The sequence below is a fragment of the Kitasatospora sp. NPDC101157 genome (assembly GCF_044768255.1).
Lineage (GTDB): Bacteria > Actinomycetota > Actinomycetes > Streptomycetales > Streptomycetaceae > Kitasatospora.
The window spans coordinates 95869-113851 of sequence record NZ_JBIWPL010000016.1; the positions used below are offsets into that span (position 1 = coordinate 95869).

15 protein-coding genes are annotated in these 17983 nt (G+C 74.0%); 10 read left to right on the forward strand and 5 right to left on the reverse strand.

All coding sequences use genetic code 11. The annotated features are described in order from the left end of the window. Positions 1-184: 184 nt before the first annotated feature. Positions 185-1588: an amidase gene (locus tag ACIRVF_RS27690; RefSeq protein WP_402823283.1), complete on the forward strand. Its 1404-nt coding sequence runs from the start codon at positions 185-187 to the stop codon at positions 1586-1588. 15 nt (positions 1589-1603) lie between these two features. Here the strand turns inward: ACIRVF_RS27690 and ACIRVF_RS27695 are convergent, their stop codons facing one another. After that, positions 1604-3556: an FUSC family protein gene (locus tag ACIRVF_RS27695; protein WP_402823286.1), complete on the reverse strand. Its 1953-nt coding sequence runs from the start codon at positions 3554-3556 to the stop codon at positions 1604-1606. Positions 3557-4055: 499 nt separating this feature from the next. Between ACIRVF_RS27695 and ACIRVF_RS27700 the strand changes: the two genes are divergently transcribed. The 5 genes from ACIRVF_RS27700 to ACIRVF_RS27720 are packed head-to-tail and all read left to right on the forward strand — an operon-like array spanning position 4056 to position 9657. Further along, positions 4056-5114 (forward strand): phytanoyl-CoA dioxygenase family protein, encoded by a 1059-nt coding sequence (locus ACIRVF_RS27700; RefSeq protein ID WP_402823289.1) that lies wholly within the window; start codon positions 4056-4058, stop codon positions 5112-5114. Continuing rightward, on the forward strand, positions 5114-6427 hold the full coding sequence (locus ACIRVF_RS27705; protein WP_402823292.1) for a DUF6271 family protein: 1314 nt from the start codon (positions 5114-5116) through the stop codon (positions 6425-6427). The genes ACIRVF_RS27700 and ACIRVF_RS27705 overlap by 1 nt, the downstream gene beginning before the upstream one ends. Before the next feature lie 22 nt (positions 6428-6449). Further along, entirely contained in the window at positions 6450-7901 is a 1452-nt protein-coding gene (locus ACIRVF_RS27710) for a type III PLP-dependent enzyme (RefSeq protein ID WP_402823295.1), read from the forward strand. After that, positions 7898-8452, forward strand: a complete 555-nt coding sequence (locus ACIRVF_RS27715) for a GNAT family N-acetyltransferase (RefSeq protein ID WP_402823298.1) — start codon at positions 7898-7900, stop codon at positions 8450-8452. The genes ACIRVF_RS27710 and ACIRVF_RS27715 overlap by 4 nt, the downstream gene beginning before the upstream one ends. 5 nt (positions 8453-8457) lie before the next feature. Continuing rightward, positions 8458-9657: an MFS transporter gene (locus ACIRVF_RS27720; protein WP_402823301.1), complete on the forward strand. Its 1200-nt coding sequence runs from the start codon at positions 8458-8460 to the stop codon at positions 9655-9657. A gap of 20 nt (positions 9658-9677) precedes the next feature. Here the strand turns inward: ACIRVF_RS27720 and ACIRVF_RS27725 are convergent, their stop codons facing one another. Next, a complete protein-coding gene (locus tag ACIRVF_RS27725) occupies positions 9678-9956 on the reverse strand; it encodes a hypothetical protein (protein WP_402823304.1) in 279 nt (92 codons plus the stop codon). 366 nt (positions 9957-10322) lie between these two features. On the opposite strand from ACIRVF_RS27725, the gene ACIRVF_RS27730 reads away from it, so the two are divergent. Further along, positions 10323-11063 (forward strand): PIG-L deacetylase family protein, encoded by a 741-nt coding sequence (locus ACIRVF_RS27730; protein WP_402823307.1) that lies wholly within the window; start codon positions 10323-10325, stop codon positions 11061-11063. Here the strand turns inward: ACIRVF_RS27730 and ACIRVF_RS27735 are convergent. From ACIRVF_RS27735 to ACIRVF_RS27745, 3 genes are all read right to left on the reverse strand, one after another. Further along, positions 11060-11740: a DedA family protein gene (locus ACIRVF_RS27735; protein ID WP_402823310.1), complete on the reverse strand. Its 681-nt coding sequence runs from the start codon at positions 11738-11740 to the stop codon at positions 11060-11062. The two genes, ACIRVF_RS27730 and ACIRVF_RS27735, sit on opposite strands and share 4 nt — an antisense overlap. A 53-nt stretch (positions 11741-11793) precedes the next feature. After that, positions 11794-11988: a DUF1918 domain-containing protein gene (locus ACIRVF_RS27740; protein ID WP_402823313.1), complete on the reverse strand. Its 195-nt coding sequence runs from the start codon at positions 11986-11988 to the stop codon at positions 11794-11796. 123 nt (positions 11989-12111) lie between these two features. Beyond that, entirely contained in the window at positions 12112-12783 is a 672-nt protein-coding gene (locus tag ACIRVF_RS27745) for a TetR/AcrR family transcriptional regulator (protein WP_402823316.1), read from the reverse strand. A gap of 571 nt (positions 12784-13354) precedes the next feature. Between ACIRVF_RS27745 and ACIRVF_RS27750 the strand changes: the two genes are divergently transcribed. The 3 genes from ACIRVF_RS27750 to ACIRVF_RS27760 all read left to right on the forward strand — a co-directional run bounded on the left by ACIRVF_RS27750 (position 13355) and on the right by ACIRVF_RS27760 (position 17906). Beyond that, positions 13355-14224: a TauD/TfdA family dioxygenase gene (locus tag ACIRVF_RS27750; protein ID WP_402823319.1), complete on the forward strand. Its 870-nt coding sequence runs from the start codon at positions 13355-13357 to the stop codon at positions 14222-14224. Positions 14225-15007: 783 nt separating this feature from the next. After that, complete coding sequence (locus ACIRVF_RS27755; RefSeq protein ID WP_402823534.1) at positions 15008-16504, forward strand: sugar transferase; 1497 nt, start codon at positions 15008-15010, stop codon at positions 16502-16504. Positions 16505-16580: 76 nt separating this feature from the next. Continuing rightward, positions 16581-17906 (forward strand): nucleotide sugar dehydrogenase, encoded by a 1326-nt coding sequence (locus ACIRVF_RS27760; protein ID WP_402823321.1) that lies wholly within the window; start codon positions 16581-16583, stop codon positions 17904-17906. Positions 17907-17983: the final 77 nt, after the last annotated feature.

The window sequence follows — 17983 nt, forward strand, 5'->3', positions numbered from 1 at the left end:
GGATGAACGCGGGGGCGCGTGCCGAACGCCCGTGCGCCCCACGGCGGCTGACGGCTCGCCCGGTGCCGCCCGGCGCAGGGGTTTCCCGGGGCGGTGCCGCGCGCCTACACTGCGAAGCCCCGTACGATTACCGGCCGGTATACCCGCCGGTACGGCGACGTGCTACGACCGGTTGGGAGTTGGGATGGCCGACGAGCGGGTCCACGCGTTCACCGACGACGCCCTCGGCGCGCACGACGCGGTGGCACTGGCCGCCCGGGTCCGGGCCGGCGAGGTCAACCCCCGGGAGCTGGTCGCGGCCGCCGTCGCCCGTGCCGCTCGCACGGACGGCGCGCTGCTGCCCGTCGCCCACGCCTGCTACGACCGGCCCCGGGTCAGCCGGGAGGGCGTCGGCGGACCGCTCTGGGGAGTGCCGACCTACCTCAAGGACAACGTCGACCTGCGCGGCCTGCCCACCGGCATGGGCAGCGAGGCCTTCCGCGCCCGTCCGGCCCGCCGCAACGCGCGCTTCACCGACCAGCTGCTGTCCACCGGCCTGGCGGTGATCGGCAAGACCAGGCTGCCCGAGTTCGGCCTGAACGCCTCCACCGAGTTCGCCACCGCCCAGCCGGTGCGCAACCCGTGGAAGACCTCGCACTCGCCCGGCGCCTCCTCGGGCGGCGCGGCCGCCCTGGTGGCCGCCGGCGTGGTGCCGATCGCGCACGCCAACGACGGCGGCGGGTCGATCCGCATCCCGGCGGCCTGCTGCGGACTGGTCGGCCTCAAGCCCACCCGCGGCCGGCTGGTGACCAACGCCCAGGGCGGAAAGCTGCCGATCGACCTGGTCACCGACGGGGTGGTGACCCGCTCGGTGCGCGACACCGCCGCCTTCTTCGCCGCCGCCGAACGCCACCACCGCAACCCGGAGCTGCCCCCGCTCGGCCTGGTCGAGGGCCCCGGGGAACGCCGGCTGCGGATCGGACTGGTCGTCGACTCGCCGACCGCCAAGACCGACGAGGCGACCCGCCGGGCCGTCGAGGAGACCGCCGCCCGGCTGGAGGCGATGGGCCACCGGGTCGTGCCCACCACCCTGCCGTTCGGCGAGGAGTTCTCCCGCGACTTCCTCTCGTACTGGGGCTACATCGCCTGGGTGATCGCGGTCACCGGACGGCTGGTGCTCGACCCGAGCTTCCGGGCCGGGAAGCTGGACGGGCTGACCACCGGGCTGCGCCGCAGCTTCCGGGCCGAGTTCCCGCGGACGCCGGGCGTGCTGCGGCGGCTGCGCCGGGCCGAGGCGGTGTACGCGGGGATCTTCCGGGAGCACGACGCGATCCTCTCCCCGGTGCTCGCCCACACCGCCCCGCCGATCGGGCACCTCAGCCCGAACGTCGCCTTCGACGAGCTGGTCGAGCGGCTGCTGCGCTACGTCGCCTTCACCCCGGTCAACAACGTGACCGGCGGCCCGGGCATCTCGCTGCCCGCCGGGGCGGCGCCGAGCGGACTGCCGATCGGGGTGCACCTGTCGGCCGCGCACGGGCAGGAGCGGGTGCTGCTGGAGCTGGCCTTCGCCCTGGAGGCGGACCGGCCCTGGCGCCGGATCCAGGACTGACCCCGGGCACCGCCGTCACGGGTAGGCCACCGACCGGGCCGCGTGCACCTCGTGGTGCAGCCGGGCCAGCGCGGAGTCCGGCGGCAGCGCGTCCGGGTCGCCCCCGGGCGCCGGGGCGCCGGCCCGCAGCGCCTCGGCCAGCCCGGTCAGCTCCCGGGTGACGGCGCGGACCTCGGCCTCGGTCGGCGCCGGGGCGCCGTGCTCGATCCGCACCCGGGTCGCCGTGGTGGTGTCCACGATCCGCTCCACCGCGATCACCAGCGGCCACCAGGCCTCGGCCCGGGCGCCGACCGGCGGCGGCTCGGTGAGCGCCCGCTGGAACTCGCTGCGCACCGCCGAGAGGTCCCGGTACAGCCGCCGCCGGTAGCGGGCGCGGGCCGGTTCGTCCCACCCCGGCCCGGTGGTGAAGGCCAGCGACACGTAGGAGGCGGTGTCCTGGACGGCGTCGGCCAGCCGGTCGCCGATCCGGGTGTGCCACGACTCCGGCCACAGCAGGTAGCCGGCCAGCAGCGCGATGGCGCAGCCGATCAGCGAGTCGTAGAGCCGGGGCAGCACCAGGTGGAAGCCCTGGTGGTTGAGCAGGTCGGAGAGCATCAGGATGACCGGGGTGATGGCCGCGGTCTGGAAGGCGTACCCCTTGACGGAGGCCGCCGGGATGAGGGTGGCGAGCACCGCCATCACGGGCACGTCCCACCAGCCGTGAGGCACCTCGGCCAGCACCGGCATGGCGATCAGCAGCCCGGCGGCGGTGCCGAGCGCGCGCAGCACCGCCCGGGAGAACACCGAGCCGAAGTCCGGTTTCAGGACGAAGGTGACGGTCAGCGCCACCCAGTAGGAGCGCGGGACGGCGATCGCCGACACCAGCACCTGGGCCAGCCCGATGCACAGCGCCAGCCGCAGGCCGTACCGCCAGGAGGCGCCGGACAGCAGCAGCGCCCGGGCCGCCCGGCGGGTCCGGACCTCCAGGCCGGCGGGCCGGCCGAGCCGGTCGTCGGCGGCGTACGGGTCGGGCGCGGACTCGTGGACGACGGCGGAGGCGTGCCCGATCGCCTCGGCCAGCGCCCGGGTGGAGGGTCCGCGCGGCTCGGGCAGCTCGGGCGGCGGGGCGGGGCCGGTGCGGCCCTGCTCGACGGCCTCGGCCAGTTCGCGGACGGCGGCCGGGTAGGCCGGCGACAGCGGACCGTACCCGGGCGGGCGCAGCTGGGCCGCGGACGCCCCCTCGACCACCGGGATCAGCGCGTTGAGCTGGGCGAGCAGGCGCACCAGGGTGGCGGAGCGGCCGTGCCGGCGGGCACGGCGGGCGAGCAGCAGGTCGTAGGAGTGGTTGAGCGACTGGGTGAGCGCGCGGCGCCGGGCCTCGTAGCCCGGGGAGCCCGTGGCCTCCAGCAGCCCGGCGACCGAGCGGTAGGTGTCGGCGACCACGGCGCGCTCGGGGACGCCGCCGCGCAGCGGCCAGGCGAGCAGGGTCAGGGCGAGCACCAGGAGACCGCCGAGCAGCAGCAGGGCGGGTGGCAGCCACCAGGGAGAGGGCAGCGGCAGGCCGGCCCCGACCACGGCGTTGAGCAGCAGGAGCAGGCCGGAGACGGAGGCGACCGCGCCGATCGAGGAGATCATCCCGGAGACCAGTGCGGTGAGTGTCAGCACGAGGACGGCCGTCCAGCCGGAGCCGTACACCTGGGTGCCGACCAGTACCCCGAGGGCGCCGAACAGCTGCGGTACGGCGATGTTGAACACGCGCATCCGGTAGGCGTCGGCGGAGTCCCCGATCACGCCGGACAGCGCGCCCATCGACACCAGCGCGCCGTAGCCGGTGCGGCCGGTGGCGGTGCCGACGGCCAGCGGGGCGGCGAGCGCGACCGAGGCGCGGGCCGCCGCGGCCCAGGGGATCGGCGCCTTCCGGGGCCGCAGGCTCTCGGTCAGCCAGCCGGGCGGGGTCAGTCGGGGGCTTGCCAGCCGGGTGCGTGCCACAGTCCCAACGTACGGCGGCCGGGCGGCGGTGGCCCGGTGTGACGGTGCCGGCCGTCGGCGCCGGACCGGTGTAACGGACCGGGAGGCCGTGGGGGTTCATCGTTCCCGCACTTATGTCGATTACCGAAACGTACCCGGCCTTATGTCCGTCTCCGAAACATAAAGCGAACCGCCGGAGGCGCTGTGAACTGCGCGGATTTCCCAATCGGCAACCGGCAGGAAAGGGTTGACACCATTAGTTGGTCTAGTCCAACGTATGGGGAGCGCGGTCCGGCAATGACTGATGCGGGGTGAGTGCCCTTGCCGGCCGGGCGAGTTGGCCCCCTGATGTGGCGCACTGCGCTGATCGGGGGCCGAGGCGAGAAGGAGCGCATGCGGACGGCCGTCCGGTCGCGCGCCGAATTCCCCTTCCGGCCGCTGCCCGGCCGTCGGCTCGCCGCGCCCGCGACGGGCGCCCGAGGACGCGCTGCATCGACCACGAACCACGGAGTGACCGCCCATGCCCAGCCCTGACGAACACCCAGAGGAATATCTGTACCGGGCCGCCTCCGAGCGCCCCTACTTCAGCGCCGACACGGAGAGCTACCTCGCCCCGACCGCCCTGCGGGAACTGCGCAAGAAGCTCCCGCTGCGGGTGCTCTCCGAGGAGGACTTCGCCCACTGGCAGACCTACGGTTACGTCGTGGTGGAGCAGGCCATCCCGGCCGAGGCCGCGCGGCGACTGCTCGACTTCACCTGGGAGTTCCAGGGCCTGTCGCCCGACCGCCCACAGGACTGGTACCGCGAGCGCGAGTACCGCGACGAACTCGACCGGCACCTGCACATCTACGGCTTCGTCGAGGCCTACCACCACCAGCTCATCTGGGACAGCCGCCAGGCGCAGCGCGTCTACGACGCCTTCGTCGACGTGTGGGACTGCGAGGAGCTGTGGGTCACCCTCGACCGGCTCAACCTCAACCCGCCGAACGTGCGCAACCGCGACCGCGCCCTCATCGAACCCACCGACAAGGGCTTCGACATCGAACTGCACTGGGACGTCGACACCACCCGGGGCATGCTGCCGCAGCGCGTCCAGGGCATCATCGCCCTCAACGACACCGCCCCCGACCACGGCGGCTTCCAGTGCGACCCGGAGCTGTTCCGCCGCTTCAACGAGTGGCAGGCCGCCCAGCCCGCCGACCGCGACCCGATCCGCCCGGCCGTCGACCGCGCCGAGTTCCCGGTGATCCGGCCCGAGCTGAAGGCCGGCGACCTGCTGATCTGGAACGGGCTGCTCGCCCACGGCGTCGCCCCCAACACATCCGAGGGCGGCGTGCGCTCGGTGCAGTACCTGTCCATGATGCCCGCCCTGGAGGAGGCCGAGCCGCTGCGCCGCTCCCGGGTCGAGTCCTGGCGCACCCTCGCCACCCCGGACTGGAACCGCACCCTGGTCGGGGACGCCGAGCGGCCCGAGGCGCTGCGCTACGGGCGGGCCGAACTGACCGAACTCGGCGAGAAGCTGCTCGGCCTGCGGTCCTGGACCGGGCGCGACTTCGAACAGCCCGCGGGGGAGCGGTAGTGCGCGCCGTCTGCCTGGCCCTGCCCACCAACCGCGAGTGCGCGGACACCGTCACCGCGGTCGGCGCCGAAGCCGCCCACGCCGCCCGGCGGTTCGGCGTCCGGGTGCACCTGCTGGTGCTCGACTCCGCCGAACCGGCGGCGCGCGCCCGGCACGCCGCTGCCGCCGCCGCGCTGCCGCCCGTCGAGAGCGTGGTCGTCCACCACCTGGACGAGGACGCCCAACGCGCCTTCCTGCGCGCGGCGATCGAGCGCTCCGGCCTCCCCGCCCAGGAGAAGCTGCTCGACCTGATGCTGCCCGACGCCGTCTCCTACGGCGCCTGCACCAACCGGGCCTTCCTGCTGGCCGCCGCGCTCGGCTGCACCTCGGTGCACCGCCGCGACTCCGACAGCCGCTACCAGTGGCACGACGGCGAGCCGGTGTTCCCGATCGAGTACGAACTCGCCACCATCGGGCTCAAGGCGGCCGACGCGGCCGCGGCCGTCACCGAGCACACCCTCGACCCGGCGCACGCCGACAAGCCGGTCGCCCTGGTCGGTGCCTCCTTCATCGGCGAACTCTCCGTCGACCTCGGCGAGATCCGCGAACTCGACCCGGCGGTCTACCACGACGTGGTCGCCCTCTGGGCACCCACCGGAGCCACCGAGGAGGAGCGCCGGGAACTCGTCGCCGAGTCCTTCGTCGGCGCGGGCACCGAGCCCTTCACGGCCGACCGCGCCGTGCTCGGCCGCCCCGACATCTGGCGCATCGACATGTGCAACATCGCCCTCGACCACGAGGTGTACGAGCGCGTCCCGCTGCCGCCCGCCACCGACACCATCGGCAGCGACTACTTCCTGCACCACCTGGTGCACGACGCCACACTGCCCGGCGTCACCCACAACCGCCACATCGTCAACTACTACACCCCGGAACGGCGCACCGGCGCCGGATTCACCGCCTACCAGGAGCGCTACGCCAAGTTCCTGCTCTCCATGCTCTACCTCCACCCGGTCTACGCCGAGATGGAGCGGGCCGGCGACGCCCTGCTCGACGAGCACCACCACGTCCGCCCCGAGGTGATCGCCGACCACGCCCGCCGCAGCGCTGCGACGGACCGCGCCGAGAACCACCGGCGGCTTGCCGAACTCGACCGCTGCTACCGGAAACTCGGAGGCAGGTACGCCGAGTTCGCCGACCACCTGGCGGCCGCGAGGGTGCGTCTGCTCGACGAGGCGCAGGCCGACATCGAGGACTTCGCCCTGCTGATCGACGCATGGGGCCCGCTGGTGCGGGCGAGCAAGGCCGTCCCCGCCGACCGGCTGCCGTGGTAGCCGCACCGGGAGTTCACACGTGATGAGCCAGACCACCGAACCGCGTCGCTCCACCGAGCCGCGCCCCACCGAGCCGCGCCCCACCGAACCGCGCCCGGCCGAGCCGCGCCGCGCCGCCGAGCCCCGCTGCTCCGCCGAGGAGCGGCGACGGGCCGAGGAACGCCGCCGGGCCGAGGAACGCCGACGGGCCGACGAACGCAGACGGGCCGAGCGCGGGAGGGCCGTCCACCGCGCCCCGACCGCCCAGGCCGCCGTGCACGCCGACGCCGGGCCCCGCCCCCAGTCGCCCGACCACACCGCCCTGCGCGCCGCGCTCGCCGCCGCCACCGAGGACACCGTCATCTACGACCTGGACGGCATCGGCCGCCAGTACGCCGCCCTGCGCGCCGAACTGCCCGGCGTGGCCGTCCGGTTCGCGATGAAGGCCTGCCCGGTCGACGAGGTGCTCGACCACCTCGCCGGGCTCGGCTCGGGCTTCGACGCGGCCGGCCCGCAGGAGATCGCCCAGGCGCTGCGCACCGGCGTCGCCCCCGAGCTGATCCACTACGGCAACACCATCAAGTCCGACCGCAACATCGCCGAGGCCTACCGGCTGGGCGTGCGCGACTTCGCCACCGACAGCCTGGAGGACGTCGCCGCGATCGCCGAACACGCCCCCGGCTCCCGGGTGTTCTGCCGCATCGCGACCACCGGCGAGGGCGCCCTGTGGGGCCTGAGCCACAAGTTCGGCTGCTCGCCCGAGGACGCCCTGCGGGTGCTCGGCGCCGCCCGCACCGCCGGGCTGGTGCCGTCCGGCCTGTCCGTCCACGTCGGCTCCCAGCAGATGACCGCCGAGGCCTGGGCCGCGGCCGTCGACGCGCTGGCCGCCGTGCTGGAGGCGCTCAACCGGCGGGGCATCGTGCCGGACCGGATCAACCTCGGCGGCGGCCTGCCCGCCCTCGGCGTCCTCGACCGGGCCGGCCGCCCGCTCGAACCACCACTGGACAAGATGTTCGCGGTGCTGCGCGAGGGCATGGAGCGGCTGCGCGCCGTCAACGCCGCCCCGCTGGAGTTCCTGGTCGAACCCGGCCGCCACCTGGTCGCCGACCACGGCGCGATCCGCGCCCACGTCGCCCGGCTCACCTCCCGCCACCGCCTCGACGGCACCCGGGAGGACTGGCTCTACCTGAGCTGCGGCAAGTTCAACGGCCTGTACGAGATGGACCAGTTGCAGTTCCGGCTGGAGTTCCCCACCCACCCCGGCGGCCAGTCCGTCAACGCCGTGGTGGCCGGCCCGACCTGCGACAGCGACGACGCCTACGCCCAGGAGGACGGCCCGGTACGGGTCCCGCTGGCGGTCGCCTCCGGCGACCCGGTGTGGATCCACTCCTGCGGCGCGTACGCCACCGCCTACGCCACCCGGGGGTTCAACGGCTTCGCGCCGCTGCCGCACACCTGCATCGGCGGACGCGCCGACGAGCGGGGTGGCGCATGAGCGGCACCCGGATCCGGCTGCTCCGCGAGGGCGACTGGCCGGACGTCATCGCGGCCGAGGAGCGTGCCTACGCCCCCAGCGGTCTCTCCGAGGGCGGGGAGGCCCTGCGCTCCCGGCACCGTGCCTCGCCGTCGACCTGCTTCGTGCTGGAGGACGCCGAGGGCTTCTGCGGCTACCTGCTCGCCCTGCCGTACCCGCTGTTCCGCTGCCCGGACCTCAGCCGGGCCGAGTCCGACGGCGCCGCGGGCGGGAGTGACGGGAGCAACCTGCACGCCCACGACCTGGTGATCGCCGAGCGGGCCCGCGGCCGCGGCCTCGCCGACCGGTTGCTGCTCCACCTGGAGGAGACCGGGCGGGAGGCCGGCTACCGGACCCTCTCACTGGTCGCCGTGCGCGGCTCCCACGTGCTGTGGGCGCGACTCGGCTACCGGGCCCGGCCCGATGTCGGGCTGCCGGAGAGCTACGGCACCGAGGCGGTCTACATGGCCAAGGCCCTGGAGTCCCCCTCGGCCGACACCGTTCCGTCCCCCTCCAGAGCCGAAGTGGGCTGATGCACATGTCTCCCGTACGCGACGAGTTCCGCCGCTCCCAACTGGCCACCGGCGCCCTGTTCTTCGTCCTCGGGTTCCAGTACGCGACCTGGGTGTCCCGGGTGCCCGCGCTCAAGGCCCGGCTCGACCTGGGCGAGGCCCGGATCGGGCTGCTGCTGATGACCTGCGGGATCGGCGCGGCGGTGTCCTTCCCCCTGGTCGCGGTGCTGATGCGGCGGCTCGGCTCGCGCCTGCTCTCGGTGGTGTCCGCGCTCGCCCTGGGCGTGGTCCTGCTCGCGCTGTCGGTGGTGCCCAACTACCCTGTGACTCTCCTGGTGCTGTTCTGCGACGGCGTCGCGGTGGGCTGCCTGAACGTCGCGATGAACGCCCAGGGCGCCGCGCTGGAGGCCCGCTTCGAGCGCGCCACGATGTCCAGGCTGCACGCCACCTTCAGCGCGGGCTCGCTGCTGGCCGCCCTGCTGGCCTCCGGCGTCAACGCCTTCACCGGCAGTCTCGCCGTCCACTTCGGGCTGGCCGCACTGGTGCTGACCGGGCTGGTGGCGGCCGCCCGGCCCGGCCTGCTGGCCGACGCGCCGCCGGAGGCCGCCTCCCCGGAGGAGCGGAAGAAGGAGCGCCGCGGCTTCGCCCTGCCCGCCGCGGCCACCCTCTGGATGGGCCTGGCGATGGTCTTCGGCACCGTCACCGAGGGCGCGATGAACGACTGGTCGGCGCTCTACCTCAGGGACGTGGTGCACGCCGGTGCCGGACTCGCCCCGATGGGCATCGCGGTGGTCTCGGTGACGATGGTCTGCGCCCGGATCTTCGCCGATGGCTGGCGCACCCGCTTCGGCGACGGCCGGATCGTCCGCACCGGCAGCCTGCTGGCCGGGCTCGGCCTCGCCCTGGCCCTGCTGGCGGGCGGCGTGGTGCCGACCCTGCTGGGCTTCGCCTGCGTCGGCCTCGGCGTCGCCGCCGTCACCCCGTGCGTCTACGTCGCCGCCGCCCGCGAGGGCTCCGACGCCCTCTCCCTGGTCGCCGCCATGGGCACCACCGGCCTGTTGGCCGGCCCCGCCGTGATCGGCTTCGTCGCGGGCGGCACCAGCCTGGTCTGGGGCATGGCGGCCGTGGCCGCGTCCGCGGCCGTGGTCTCGCTCTGCGCCACCCGCATCAGCTGGCCCCGCCCCCAGGCCGCACCGGCGGCCCAGCTCGCCACCGAGGCCGGCTGACGCTCCCTCAGCGGCTGCCCTCAGTCCTCGCCCGGCCCGTCCGCGTCCCCCGTCGCGGCGAGCCGGGCGAGCTCGTTCCGCAGGGCGGTCAGCCGGGCGATCTCGGCGTCGAGGGCGGCGAGCCGGGCGGACACCACGGGGGCGAAGGTCTCCGGTCCGGAGTCCGCGGCACAGCAGCGGCGCGGCGGGTCCTCGGCCAGGAGGTCGAACCGGTGCGCCCGGCTGACCAGGTCGTCCACCGTCAGTCCCGAGGACAGCAGTTGGCGGATCGCCCGGACCCTGGCGACCGCCCCCGCCACCGATCAGGGTGCGCAGGCCGGGGAAGGCCAGGAAGGCCCGGTTGCGGACCAGCACCTCGCCCGGCCCGGGCGGGGGCAGCGGCTCCTCGGCGACGGTGAAGCCCTCGGGCGTGGGCAGCCCGTCCGGCCGGGTGGCCAGCCGGACGACGCGGGCGGTGGTGGGCAGGGCCATGAGGGTGCTCCTCGGGGAGGGGAGGGGTGCGCCGGCCGGGCCGTCGCGGGACGCCCGGACGCTAACCCCTGACGCGCGCGTCAGGGGCAAGCCCCCGGCTGTCGACGGTGTCTGACGGTGCGTGGCGGATCGCGGTCTTCTAGAGTCGCCTGCGGTACGACCGTGCGTCCGCGCGTGAGAGGGAAGAGAGCAGCATGACCGAGCAGGCCCCCGAGCCCTTCGAGCCCGTCGACGAGGACTGGCAGACCGCGGTGGCGATCGTCGCCCACCCCGACGACATGGAGTACGGCGGCGCGGCGGCCGTCGCCCGCTGGACCGCCCAGGGCAAGACGGTGATCTACGTGATGGTCACCAGCGGCGAGGCCGGCATCGACTCGATGGCCCCCGAGGAGTGCGGGCCGCTGCGCGAGGCCGAGCAGATCGCCTCGGCCCGCGTCGTCGGGGTGGAGACCGTCGAGTTCCTCGGCTACCGGGACGGCGTCGTGGAGTACGGGCTGCCGCTGCGCCGCGACATCGCCCGGGTGGTGCGCCGGCACCGCCCGGACATCGTGATCACCAGCAACTTCCGGGAGACCTACGGCGGGGTGTTCCTCAACCAGGCCGACCACATCGCCGTCGGCCGGGCCGCCCTGGACGGTGTGCGCGACGCCGGGAACCGCTGGGTGTTCCGCGAGCTGCTGGACGAGGGCCACGAGCCCTGGAACGGCGTCCGGCAGATCTGGGCGGCGTCCTCACCGGAGTCCCGGCACGCCGTGGACACCACCGAGACCTTCGACCTGGGCGTCGCCTCGCTGGAGGAGCACAAGGCGTACCTGGCCGGGCTGGGCGGGGCGATGGCGGACGCCCGGGAGTTCCTGGAGGGCTTCGGCCGGGGTGCGGGCACCCGGCTGGGTACGCGCTTCGCGGTGCCGTTCGAGGTGTTCCCGCTGCGCTAGCCACCGTCGGGGGAGCCCTCGGGCCCGTCGCCGGAGTCGGTGCCCGCGTGGCGCCGGCGCCGGTAGCGCAGCGCCTGCCGCAGCAGCAGCGCGGCGACCAGCACCCCGAGCCCGACCGCGAACCACAGCTGGTAACGGATCGCCGTCCGGTACACCGTCCCGATGTTGGCCCCGGCGACGTACCCGAAGGTGCCCCAGACGGCCGTCCACAGCACGGCGCCGAGCAGGTTGAACACCGCGAAACGGCGCCAGGGCATCCCGGTCGTCCCGGCGATGATGCCGTTGTACTGGCGCAGCCCGTCCACGAAGCGGGCGACGAGGACCACCTTGCCGCCGTGCCGGGCGAAGAAGCCGTCCGCGCGCTCCATCCGGGCCGGGGTGAGCAGCACGTAGCGGCCCCAGCGGTGGACGAAGGCGCGCCCTCCGCTGTGCCCGATCAGGTAGCCGAGGGCGTTGCCGGCGGTCGCTGCGGCGGTCGCGATCAGCAGGACGGCGGCGAAGTTCAGGTGCCCGCTGCCGGCGTACACCGAGGCGAGCACCAGGACGGTCTGGCCGGGCACCGGGATGCCGCAGTTGTCCAGCAGCACGAGCAGCGCCAGCGCGAGGTACCCGTAGTGGTCCAGCAGTGGCGCCAGCCCGGCGAGCGGCCCGGGCAGCGGGGGTGCGGGTGCGGTCACCGCTCCTCACCACCTCGCCCCGGTCGTCGGGTGCGGGGTGGCGGGGGAGTCGGTCAGTGTTCCGCCCTGCGGGTCTCGATGTTGCAGTCGGGGCCGGGGTAGATCAGGCCCTCGTGGCCGTCCTCGAACCGGACGACGTACGGCGGCTCGCCGTTGACGCCGCGCACCTCGACGATCTCGCCCTTCTGGTCCACCATGCCCACCGACCTGCTGTGGATGTGGAGCTGGTCACCTACCATCGCGTGCATGATCGTGCTCCTCGGATCGCGGTGGCCGCGTCTACGACCGTTCCGCTATCCACTGTGCTGCCGGGGCGCCGGGCACGCAACGGCTCGGGCGGGCGGGGCGCACCGGGCGCCCGGTGCCGAGGCTCAGCCGGCGGGCGGTTGTTGCGCCAGGTAGCCGCGCACAAGCCGCTTGCACTCGGTGATCAGCGCCGGATCGCCCTGCGGGTCGCCCCGGAAGGCCAGCTTGAGCACCGCGTCGGCCGCCTCCAGGGCGACCCGCAGGGCCAGCGTGGTGGCTGCCGGGTCGCCCGTCTCGAACAGCTCGCCGCCGAGAGCCTGCAGCCGCAGGGCGACGGCGGTGTTGTTGTCCACGCCCGCGTCCAGCAGGTGCGTCTCGTCCCGCACCCCGGAGGGCACGGCCGTACCGGCGAGCCCGAAGTCCACCTGGCCGAAGCCGGGGACCGCGCGCTTCATCGCGACGAACTCCTCCACCGCGAGGTCGGTGAAGCCGGCCGGGCCGAGCGGGGCGGACCCGGCCAGCCGGGCGTCCAGGCGCTGGAGGTAGTGGTCGAGGTTGCGGGTGGCGAGCGCGGCCAGCAGGTCCTCCTTGCCGGCGAAGAACTGGTACAGGGTGCCGATCGGCACCTGGGCCCGCTGGGCGACCTCCTTGGTGGTGAGCGCGGTCGCCCCGACCTCGTCCAGCAGCTCGGCGCAGGCGTCCAGGATGCGGCCGTACCGCTCCTGGCTGCGCTGTTGGACCGGCCGCCGCCGGGCCGGTCCGGGGCTGTGCTGGTGACTCCGGGCGTCGACGCTCATGCCGCAACTCTGCCGCATCGGCTGTTCCGACGGCGAATCACCGGGGCGGGGGAGCGCCGGAGTTTCCGGTGGGCCGGGAATCGACCGATGGCCGGAGCTGAACCGCACGGTGGCGGGAAGGCGTCCACGGGTTGGCTTTGCTCTTGTCGTGGACGCGAAAGCCGGTTCATACTCCTGGGGTAGATCACTTTGCGTGGTTGACGCGTGTCTCTTCGTGGCGATCGCGGACCCGAGTGCGAACCCGAACTCAGCTTGTCCGTGGCGACGACGGGCTCCACCGCCGCCATTTCCGAAGACCGGACGGAACCGTGTGCCCCCGTTCCCGGACCGCGTCCCCTGGTGCGTCCCGTCGAACGGGAGGAGGGAGTGACGGCCTGCGCGCGGTCGCCGCCGGTGCGCCGGGCCTCGGCGGCGACCGGGGCCGCGGGCTGATGGCGGCCGGGATCTGCGGGACCCACCTCAACGGGGTCCGGATGGTCCCCGCGCCGGTCGTCACGGGCGCGCAGATCGACGAGGCGTTGGCGCTCCGGTCCAAGGCCGTCGTGGCCGGGGCCCGGTCGGAGGAGGGGTTGTGAACGAGCACACGGTGATCGAGACCGGCTGGAACGGCCTGGAGTTGGAGGCCAGGCGGCAGCTGTGGTCGCTGCCGCTGGGCGACGAGGAGCGGCGGCTGCTCCGGGCCGACGCCCTCGCCGGACGCTGGGGCGCGGGCGAGCCGGTGCGCGAGCGGCTGCGGTCCTTCATGCGGGAGAGCATCGACTCGGTCGGGCTCACCCACGTCGCCAACCTGGTCGACCCGGCTCGGCCGGAGCGGGAGACCACCGAGCTGCTCTCCTTCCTGCTCCGGGACCACGGCCGGATCGTGCCGCAGAACGGGCGCGGCGACCTCACCTCGGTGCTGTGGGACCAGGACGGCGACGGCAACACCGAACTCGGCTTCCACTGCGACACCTGCGACCTGCTCGTCCTGCTCTGCCTCCGGCCCGCCCACCGCGGCGGCGGACTGACCAAGCTGGCGAGCGCCCGGCACGTCCACGACCTGATCGAGAGGGAGCGGCCGGACGCGCTGGCCACCCTCTGCGAGGACTGGACCTTCGACCGGACCGGCCGGGCCGGCCCGCAGCGGGTCGTCACCCCGATCCTGTACCCGAGGAGGGACGGGACGATCGGCTGCTACTACCAGAACCGGACCGTCCGTTCCTCGCCGGACCGGGGCGGACCGGAGCTGACCGACCGGCAGTGGGAGGCACTGGGCGTGCTGGACGAGGTGCTGTACCGCCCCGAGACGGCCTTCGGACTGCCGATGGCCGCCGGGGACCTGCTGGTCATCCGCAACAGCCGGGTGCTGCACGGGCGCTCGGCCTACGTGGACGGACCGGGCCCGAACACCCGGCGGATGCTGCGGATCTGGCTCAACGAGGGGGAGACGTGGACGCCGTGACCCGATCCCCCGTGACCCGCCGGAGGCGGAACGACCGGGCCCCGAGGGGCCGGGCAGCTGGTTCGCCCCGCCGCCTGCGGGCCGAACTGGGCGGCTGAGCAAGGAGGTTCGAGGGAGGGCGGGGCCCCGGGGCCTCGCCCTCCCGGGTGGCACGCCGGTGTGAGGACCGGGGGAACCGGCGGGCGCGGCCGGGCTCGCCCAGGGGGCGGGCACCGTGACCGTCGGGGTCGCCGGCTGATCTCGCTAACTCCCTTCCAGGAAACGGAACTTCCCCCGTTCACCTGACGTGCGCGCGCCCGGGCGACCCCGGCCCGCCCGTCCCCGCAGGTCACCCCGCGCGTCCAAGGCTCCAGGACACCCCCGGTGGTGATCATTCGGTGGCCTGGGCTTCAAACTTCGTGCACGTGTTTCACAGATCCCCCTCTTCGGCGCCGCCGATGCTCTAGATTGATTTTCACTTCGCCCGCTAGGGCGCGAGGCGCGACAGGTCAAGAACTACGGGTCCGGTGCTGCGGACGGGTGAGTGGTCGCGTCCCCGGCGGCAGGTGTTCGGTGATCGGTTCCCGGTGCCCGGAGTGGGGCCCCGGGCGGGTCCGGAGTTCTTTCAAGTAGCTCGGCAGTGACCGGATTTGCCATGCGCGGGAGGTGGGGCCTCCCGGAGCCAGGAACGGCGCGGCACGGGAGGCGGAGCCTTCCGGGGGGAGGAAGCGAACAGGTGCGGGAGGCGCGGGCCTCCCGGGGGGAGGAACCGTGTGGAGCGAGCACGTCGAACCCACTGGCGACCTGGACGGGGCTGTTGAGCAGGGGGAGGGAGAATTAGTCGGCCCGTTTCCACCGGCGCCGGGGCGCCCGAGGAACGGGAAACTCCGCCGGCCCGAGATCGACTGGGAGCAGCAGTACCGCCGTACTGTGATCATCAGCGACACCGTGGCCACCGCCTTCGTGGTGGCGGCGATCGGTGGCTTCTTCGGGGTCCGGGACGCGGCCAACTGGCACGAGAAGTGGGGAATCCTCGCCTTCGGCACCGAACTGCTGGTGCTGGGCGCGTTGGCGACGACGCGCGCGTGGGCCCCGGCCGTACTCGGCGAGGGTGCTGAGGAGTTCCGCCGGCTCGGGCGCTCGCTGTTCACGGCGGCCGTCGTGCTGGCGCTCGGCGGGATCGCCCTCACCTCGCACAACATCAAGCTCTGGATCTTCGCCGCGATCCCGGCGATCACGCTCGTCACCATGACCGAGCGGTACCTGCTGCGGCTGTGGCTGCACAAGCAGCGCAACCGCGGACGGTGCCTGCGCCCGGTTCTCGCCGCCGGGAGCCCGGCCACCGTGCGCGACCTGATCACCCGGACGCGCAAGTTCCCGCACCTGGGCTGGCGGGTGGAGGCGGTGTGCATGCCGTACGCCCTCGGCCCGGGCGGTGACCGGCTGGACGGGGTGCCGGTCGTCGGCCGGCTGGCGGACGTCGCCAACCACGTCCGCCGCGACGGCTACCGGGTCGTCGCGATCACCCCGGACCCGTACTGGTCGCCGGACCGGCTGCAGCGGCTGGCCTGGAACCTGGAGGGCGGCGACGCCGAAATGGTCGTGGCCCCCGTGCTGATGGAGGTGGCCGGCCCGCGGCTGCACGTCGACGCGGTGCTCGGCATCCCGATGCTGAGGGTCAGCATGCCCGCCTTCACCGGGGGCCCGCGGGCGGTCAAGGCGGTCGTCGACCGGCTCGGCGCCGCGGTGCTGCTGGTGCTGCTCGCGCCGCTGATGGTGGCCGTCGGGCTGCTCGTGCTGGTGGACAGCCGGGGCGGGGTGTTCTACCGGCAGCACCGGGTCGGCAAGGACGGCCGCCAGTTCACCCTGGTCAAGTTCCGCACCATGGTCGCCGGGGCGGACCGGGCCCGGGCCGAACTGGCCGACCGCAACGAGGGCGCCGGCCTGCTGTTCAAGCTCCGCCGGGACCCGCGGGTGACCCGGGTCGGGGGAGTGCTGCGCCGGTACTCGCTCGACGAACTGCCGCAACTGCTCAACGTGCTCACCGGCTCGATGTCGCTCGTCGGGCCGCGGCCCCCGCTGCCGGAGGAGTCCGCCGCGTACGGCCCGGACATCCGGCGCCGGCTGCTCGTCAAGCCCGGCCTCACCGGCCTGTGGCAGATCAGCGGACGCAGTGACCTGCCCTGGGAGGAGGCGGTCCGGCTGGACCTGCGGTACGTGGAGGACTGGTCGCTCGCCCTGGACGCGGTGATCTTGTGGAAGACGCTGCGTGCGGTGCTCCAGGGACAGGGGGCCTACTGATGGCCGGGGGGCGTCGCCGTCCGGCCGGCGCGCGGATGGCCGGCCCGAAGGGCCTGCCCGAGGGGAGGAACGGGTCATGAGGATCAGCGTCCTGGGGCTCGGCTACGTGGGCTGCGTGTCGGCCGCGTGCCTGGCCAGCCTGGGCCACGAGGTCATCGGGGTGGACGTCAACCAGGTGAAGGTCGACCTGGTCAACGACGGCAGGGCGCCGGTGGTCGAGGAGCGGATCGGCGAGCTGATCGCCGAGGTCGTGCGGACCGGAGCGCTCCGCGCCACCGGCGACGTGCGGGAGGCGGTGACGGGCAGCGAGGTGTCGCTGGTCTGCGTGGGCACGCCGTCGGAGCCCAACGGCAGTCTGTGCACCACCTACCTGGAGCGGGTCGCCGAGCAGCTAGGCGTCGCGGTGGCCGAGCGTGGTGGACGGGGCGGGCGGCACACCGTGGTGTTCCGCAGCACCATGCTCCCGGGCACCTGCCTGAACCTGCTGGTGCCGATCCTGGAGAAGCACGCCGGCGGCGCCGCCGGCGCGGACTTCGGGGTCGCGGTCAACCCGGAGTTCCTGCGCGAGGGCACCAGCGTGCGGGACTTCTTCGACCCGCCCAAGACCGTGATCGGCGAACTCGACCCGGCCAGCGGCGACGTGGTCGCGGCCCTGTACGAGGGACTGCCCGGCGAGGTGTTCCGGGTGCCGGTCCCGACGGCTGAGGCGATCAAGTACGCGGACAACGCGTTCCACGGCCTCAAGATCGGCTTCGCGAACGAGCTGGGCGCGGTCTGCCGGGCGCTCGGGGTCGACTCGCACCAGGTGATGGACGTCTTCCTGGCCGACCGCAAGCTGAACATCAGCCCGGCCTACCTGCGGCCCGGCTTCGCCTTCGGCGGCTCCTGCCTGCCCAAGGACCTGCGCAGCCTGGTCCACGCGGCGCAGCGCGCCGACGTCTCGGTGCCCATCCTGTCCCACGTGCTGCCCTCCAACTCCGACCACCTCCAGCGCGCGGTGGAGCTGGTCGAGCGCACCGGCAGGCGCCGGGTGGGCCTGTTCGGCCTGTCGTTCAAGCCCGGCACCGACGACCTCCGGGAGAGCCCGCTCGTCGAACTGGCCGAGCGGCTCTTCGGCAAGGGCTACGATCTGCGGATCTACGACCCGAACGTCAACCTCTCCCGGCTGCTCGGCGCCAACCGCGAGTACATCGAGACCCGGCTGCCGCACCTCGCGCAGCTGCTCGCGCAGTCCGTCGGCGAGGTGCTCGACCACGCCGAGGTGTGTGTGGTCGGCACCAGGGACCCGGCCGTGCTGTCGGCCCTGCCGCACGGCGACGGCCCGGTGATCGTCGATCTCGTCCACCTCCCCGACGCCGACGCGCGCCGGGCCGAACCGGGGTACTCGGGCCTTGCTTGGTGACGCATCCTTCAGTGGCGGGACGTCCGATGGCGCGGCGTCCGATGGCGCGACGTCCGGTGACGCGACGTCCGGTGGCG

What these genes read in the sequence shown, in the direction of transcription:
- ACIRVF_RS27690 (WP_402823283.1), top strand. Translation starts at nt 185, where the DNA reads ATGGCCGACGAGCGGGTCCACGCGTTCACCGACGACGCCCTCGGCGCG.
- ACIRVF_RS27730 (WP_402823307.1), top strand. Translation starts at nt 10,323, where the DNA reads ATGACCGAGCAGGCCCCCGAGCCCTTCGAGCCCGTCGACGAGGACTGG.
- ACIRVF_RS27715 (WP_402823298.1), top strand. Translation starts at nt 7,898, where the DNA reads ATGAGCGGCACCCGGATCCGGCTGCTCCGCGAGGGCGACTGGCCGGAC.
- ACIRVF_RS27720 (WP_402823301.1), top strand. Translation starts at nt 8,458, where the DNA reads ATGTCTCCCGTACGCGACGAGTTCCGCCGCTCCCAACTGGCCACCGGC.
- ACIRVF_RS27760 (WP_402823321.1), top strand. Translation starts at nt 16,581, where the DNA reads ATGAGGATCAGCGTCCTGGGGCTCGGCTACGTGGGCTGCGTGTCGGCC.
- ACIRVF_RS27745 (WP_402823316.1), bottom strand. Translation starts at nt 12,783, where the DNA reads ATGAGCGTCGACGCCCGGAGTCACCAGCACAGCCCCGGACCGGCCCGG.
- ACIRVF_RS27740 (WP_402823313.1), bottom strand. Translation starts at nt 11,988, where the DNA reads ATGCACGCGATGGTAGGTGACCAGCTCCACATCCACAGCAGGTCGGTG.
- ACIRVF_RS27700 (WP_402823289.1), top strand. Translation starts at nt 4,056, where the DNA reads ATGCCCAGCCCTGACGAACACCCAGAGGAATATCTGTACCGGGCCGCC.
- ACIRVF_RS27710 (WP_402823295.1), top strand. Translation starts at nt 6,450, where the DNA reads ATGAGCCAGACCACCGAACCGCGTCGCTCCACCGAGCCGCGCCCCACC.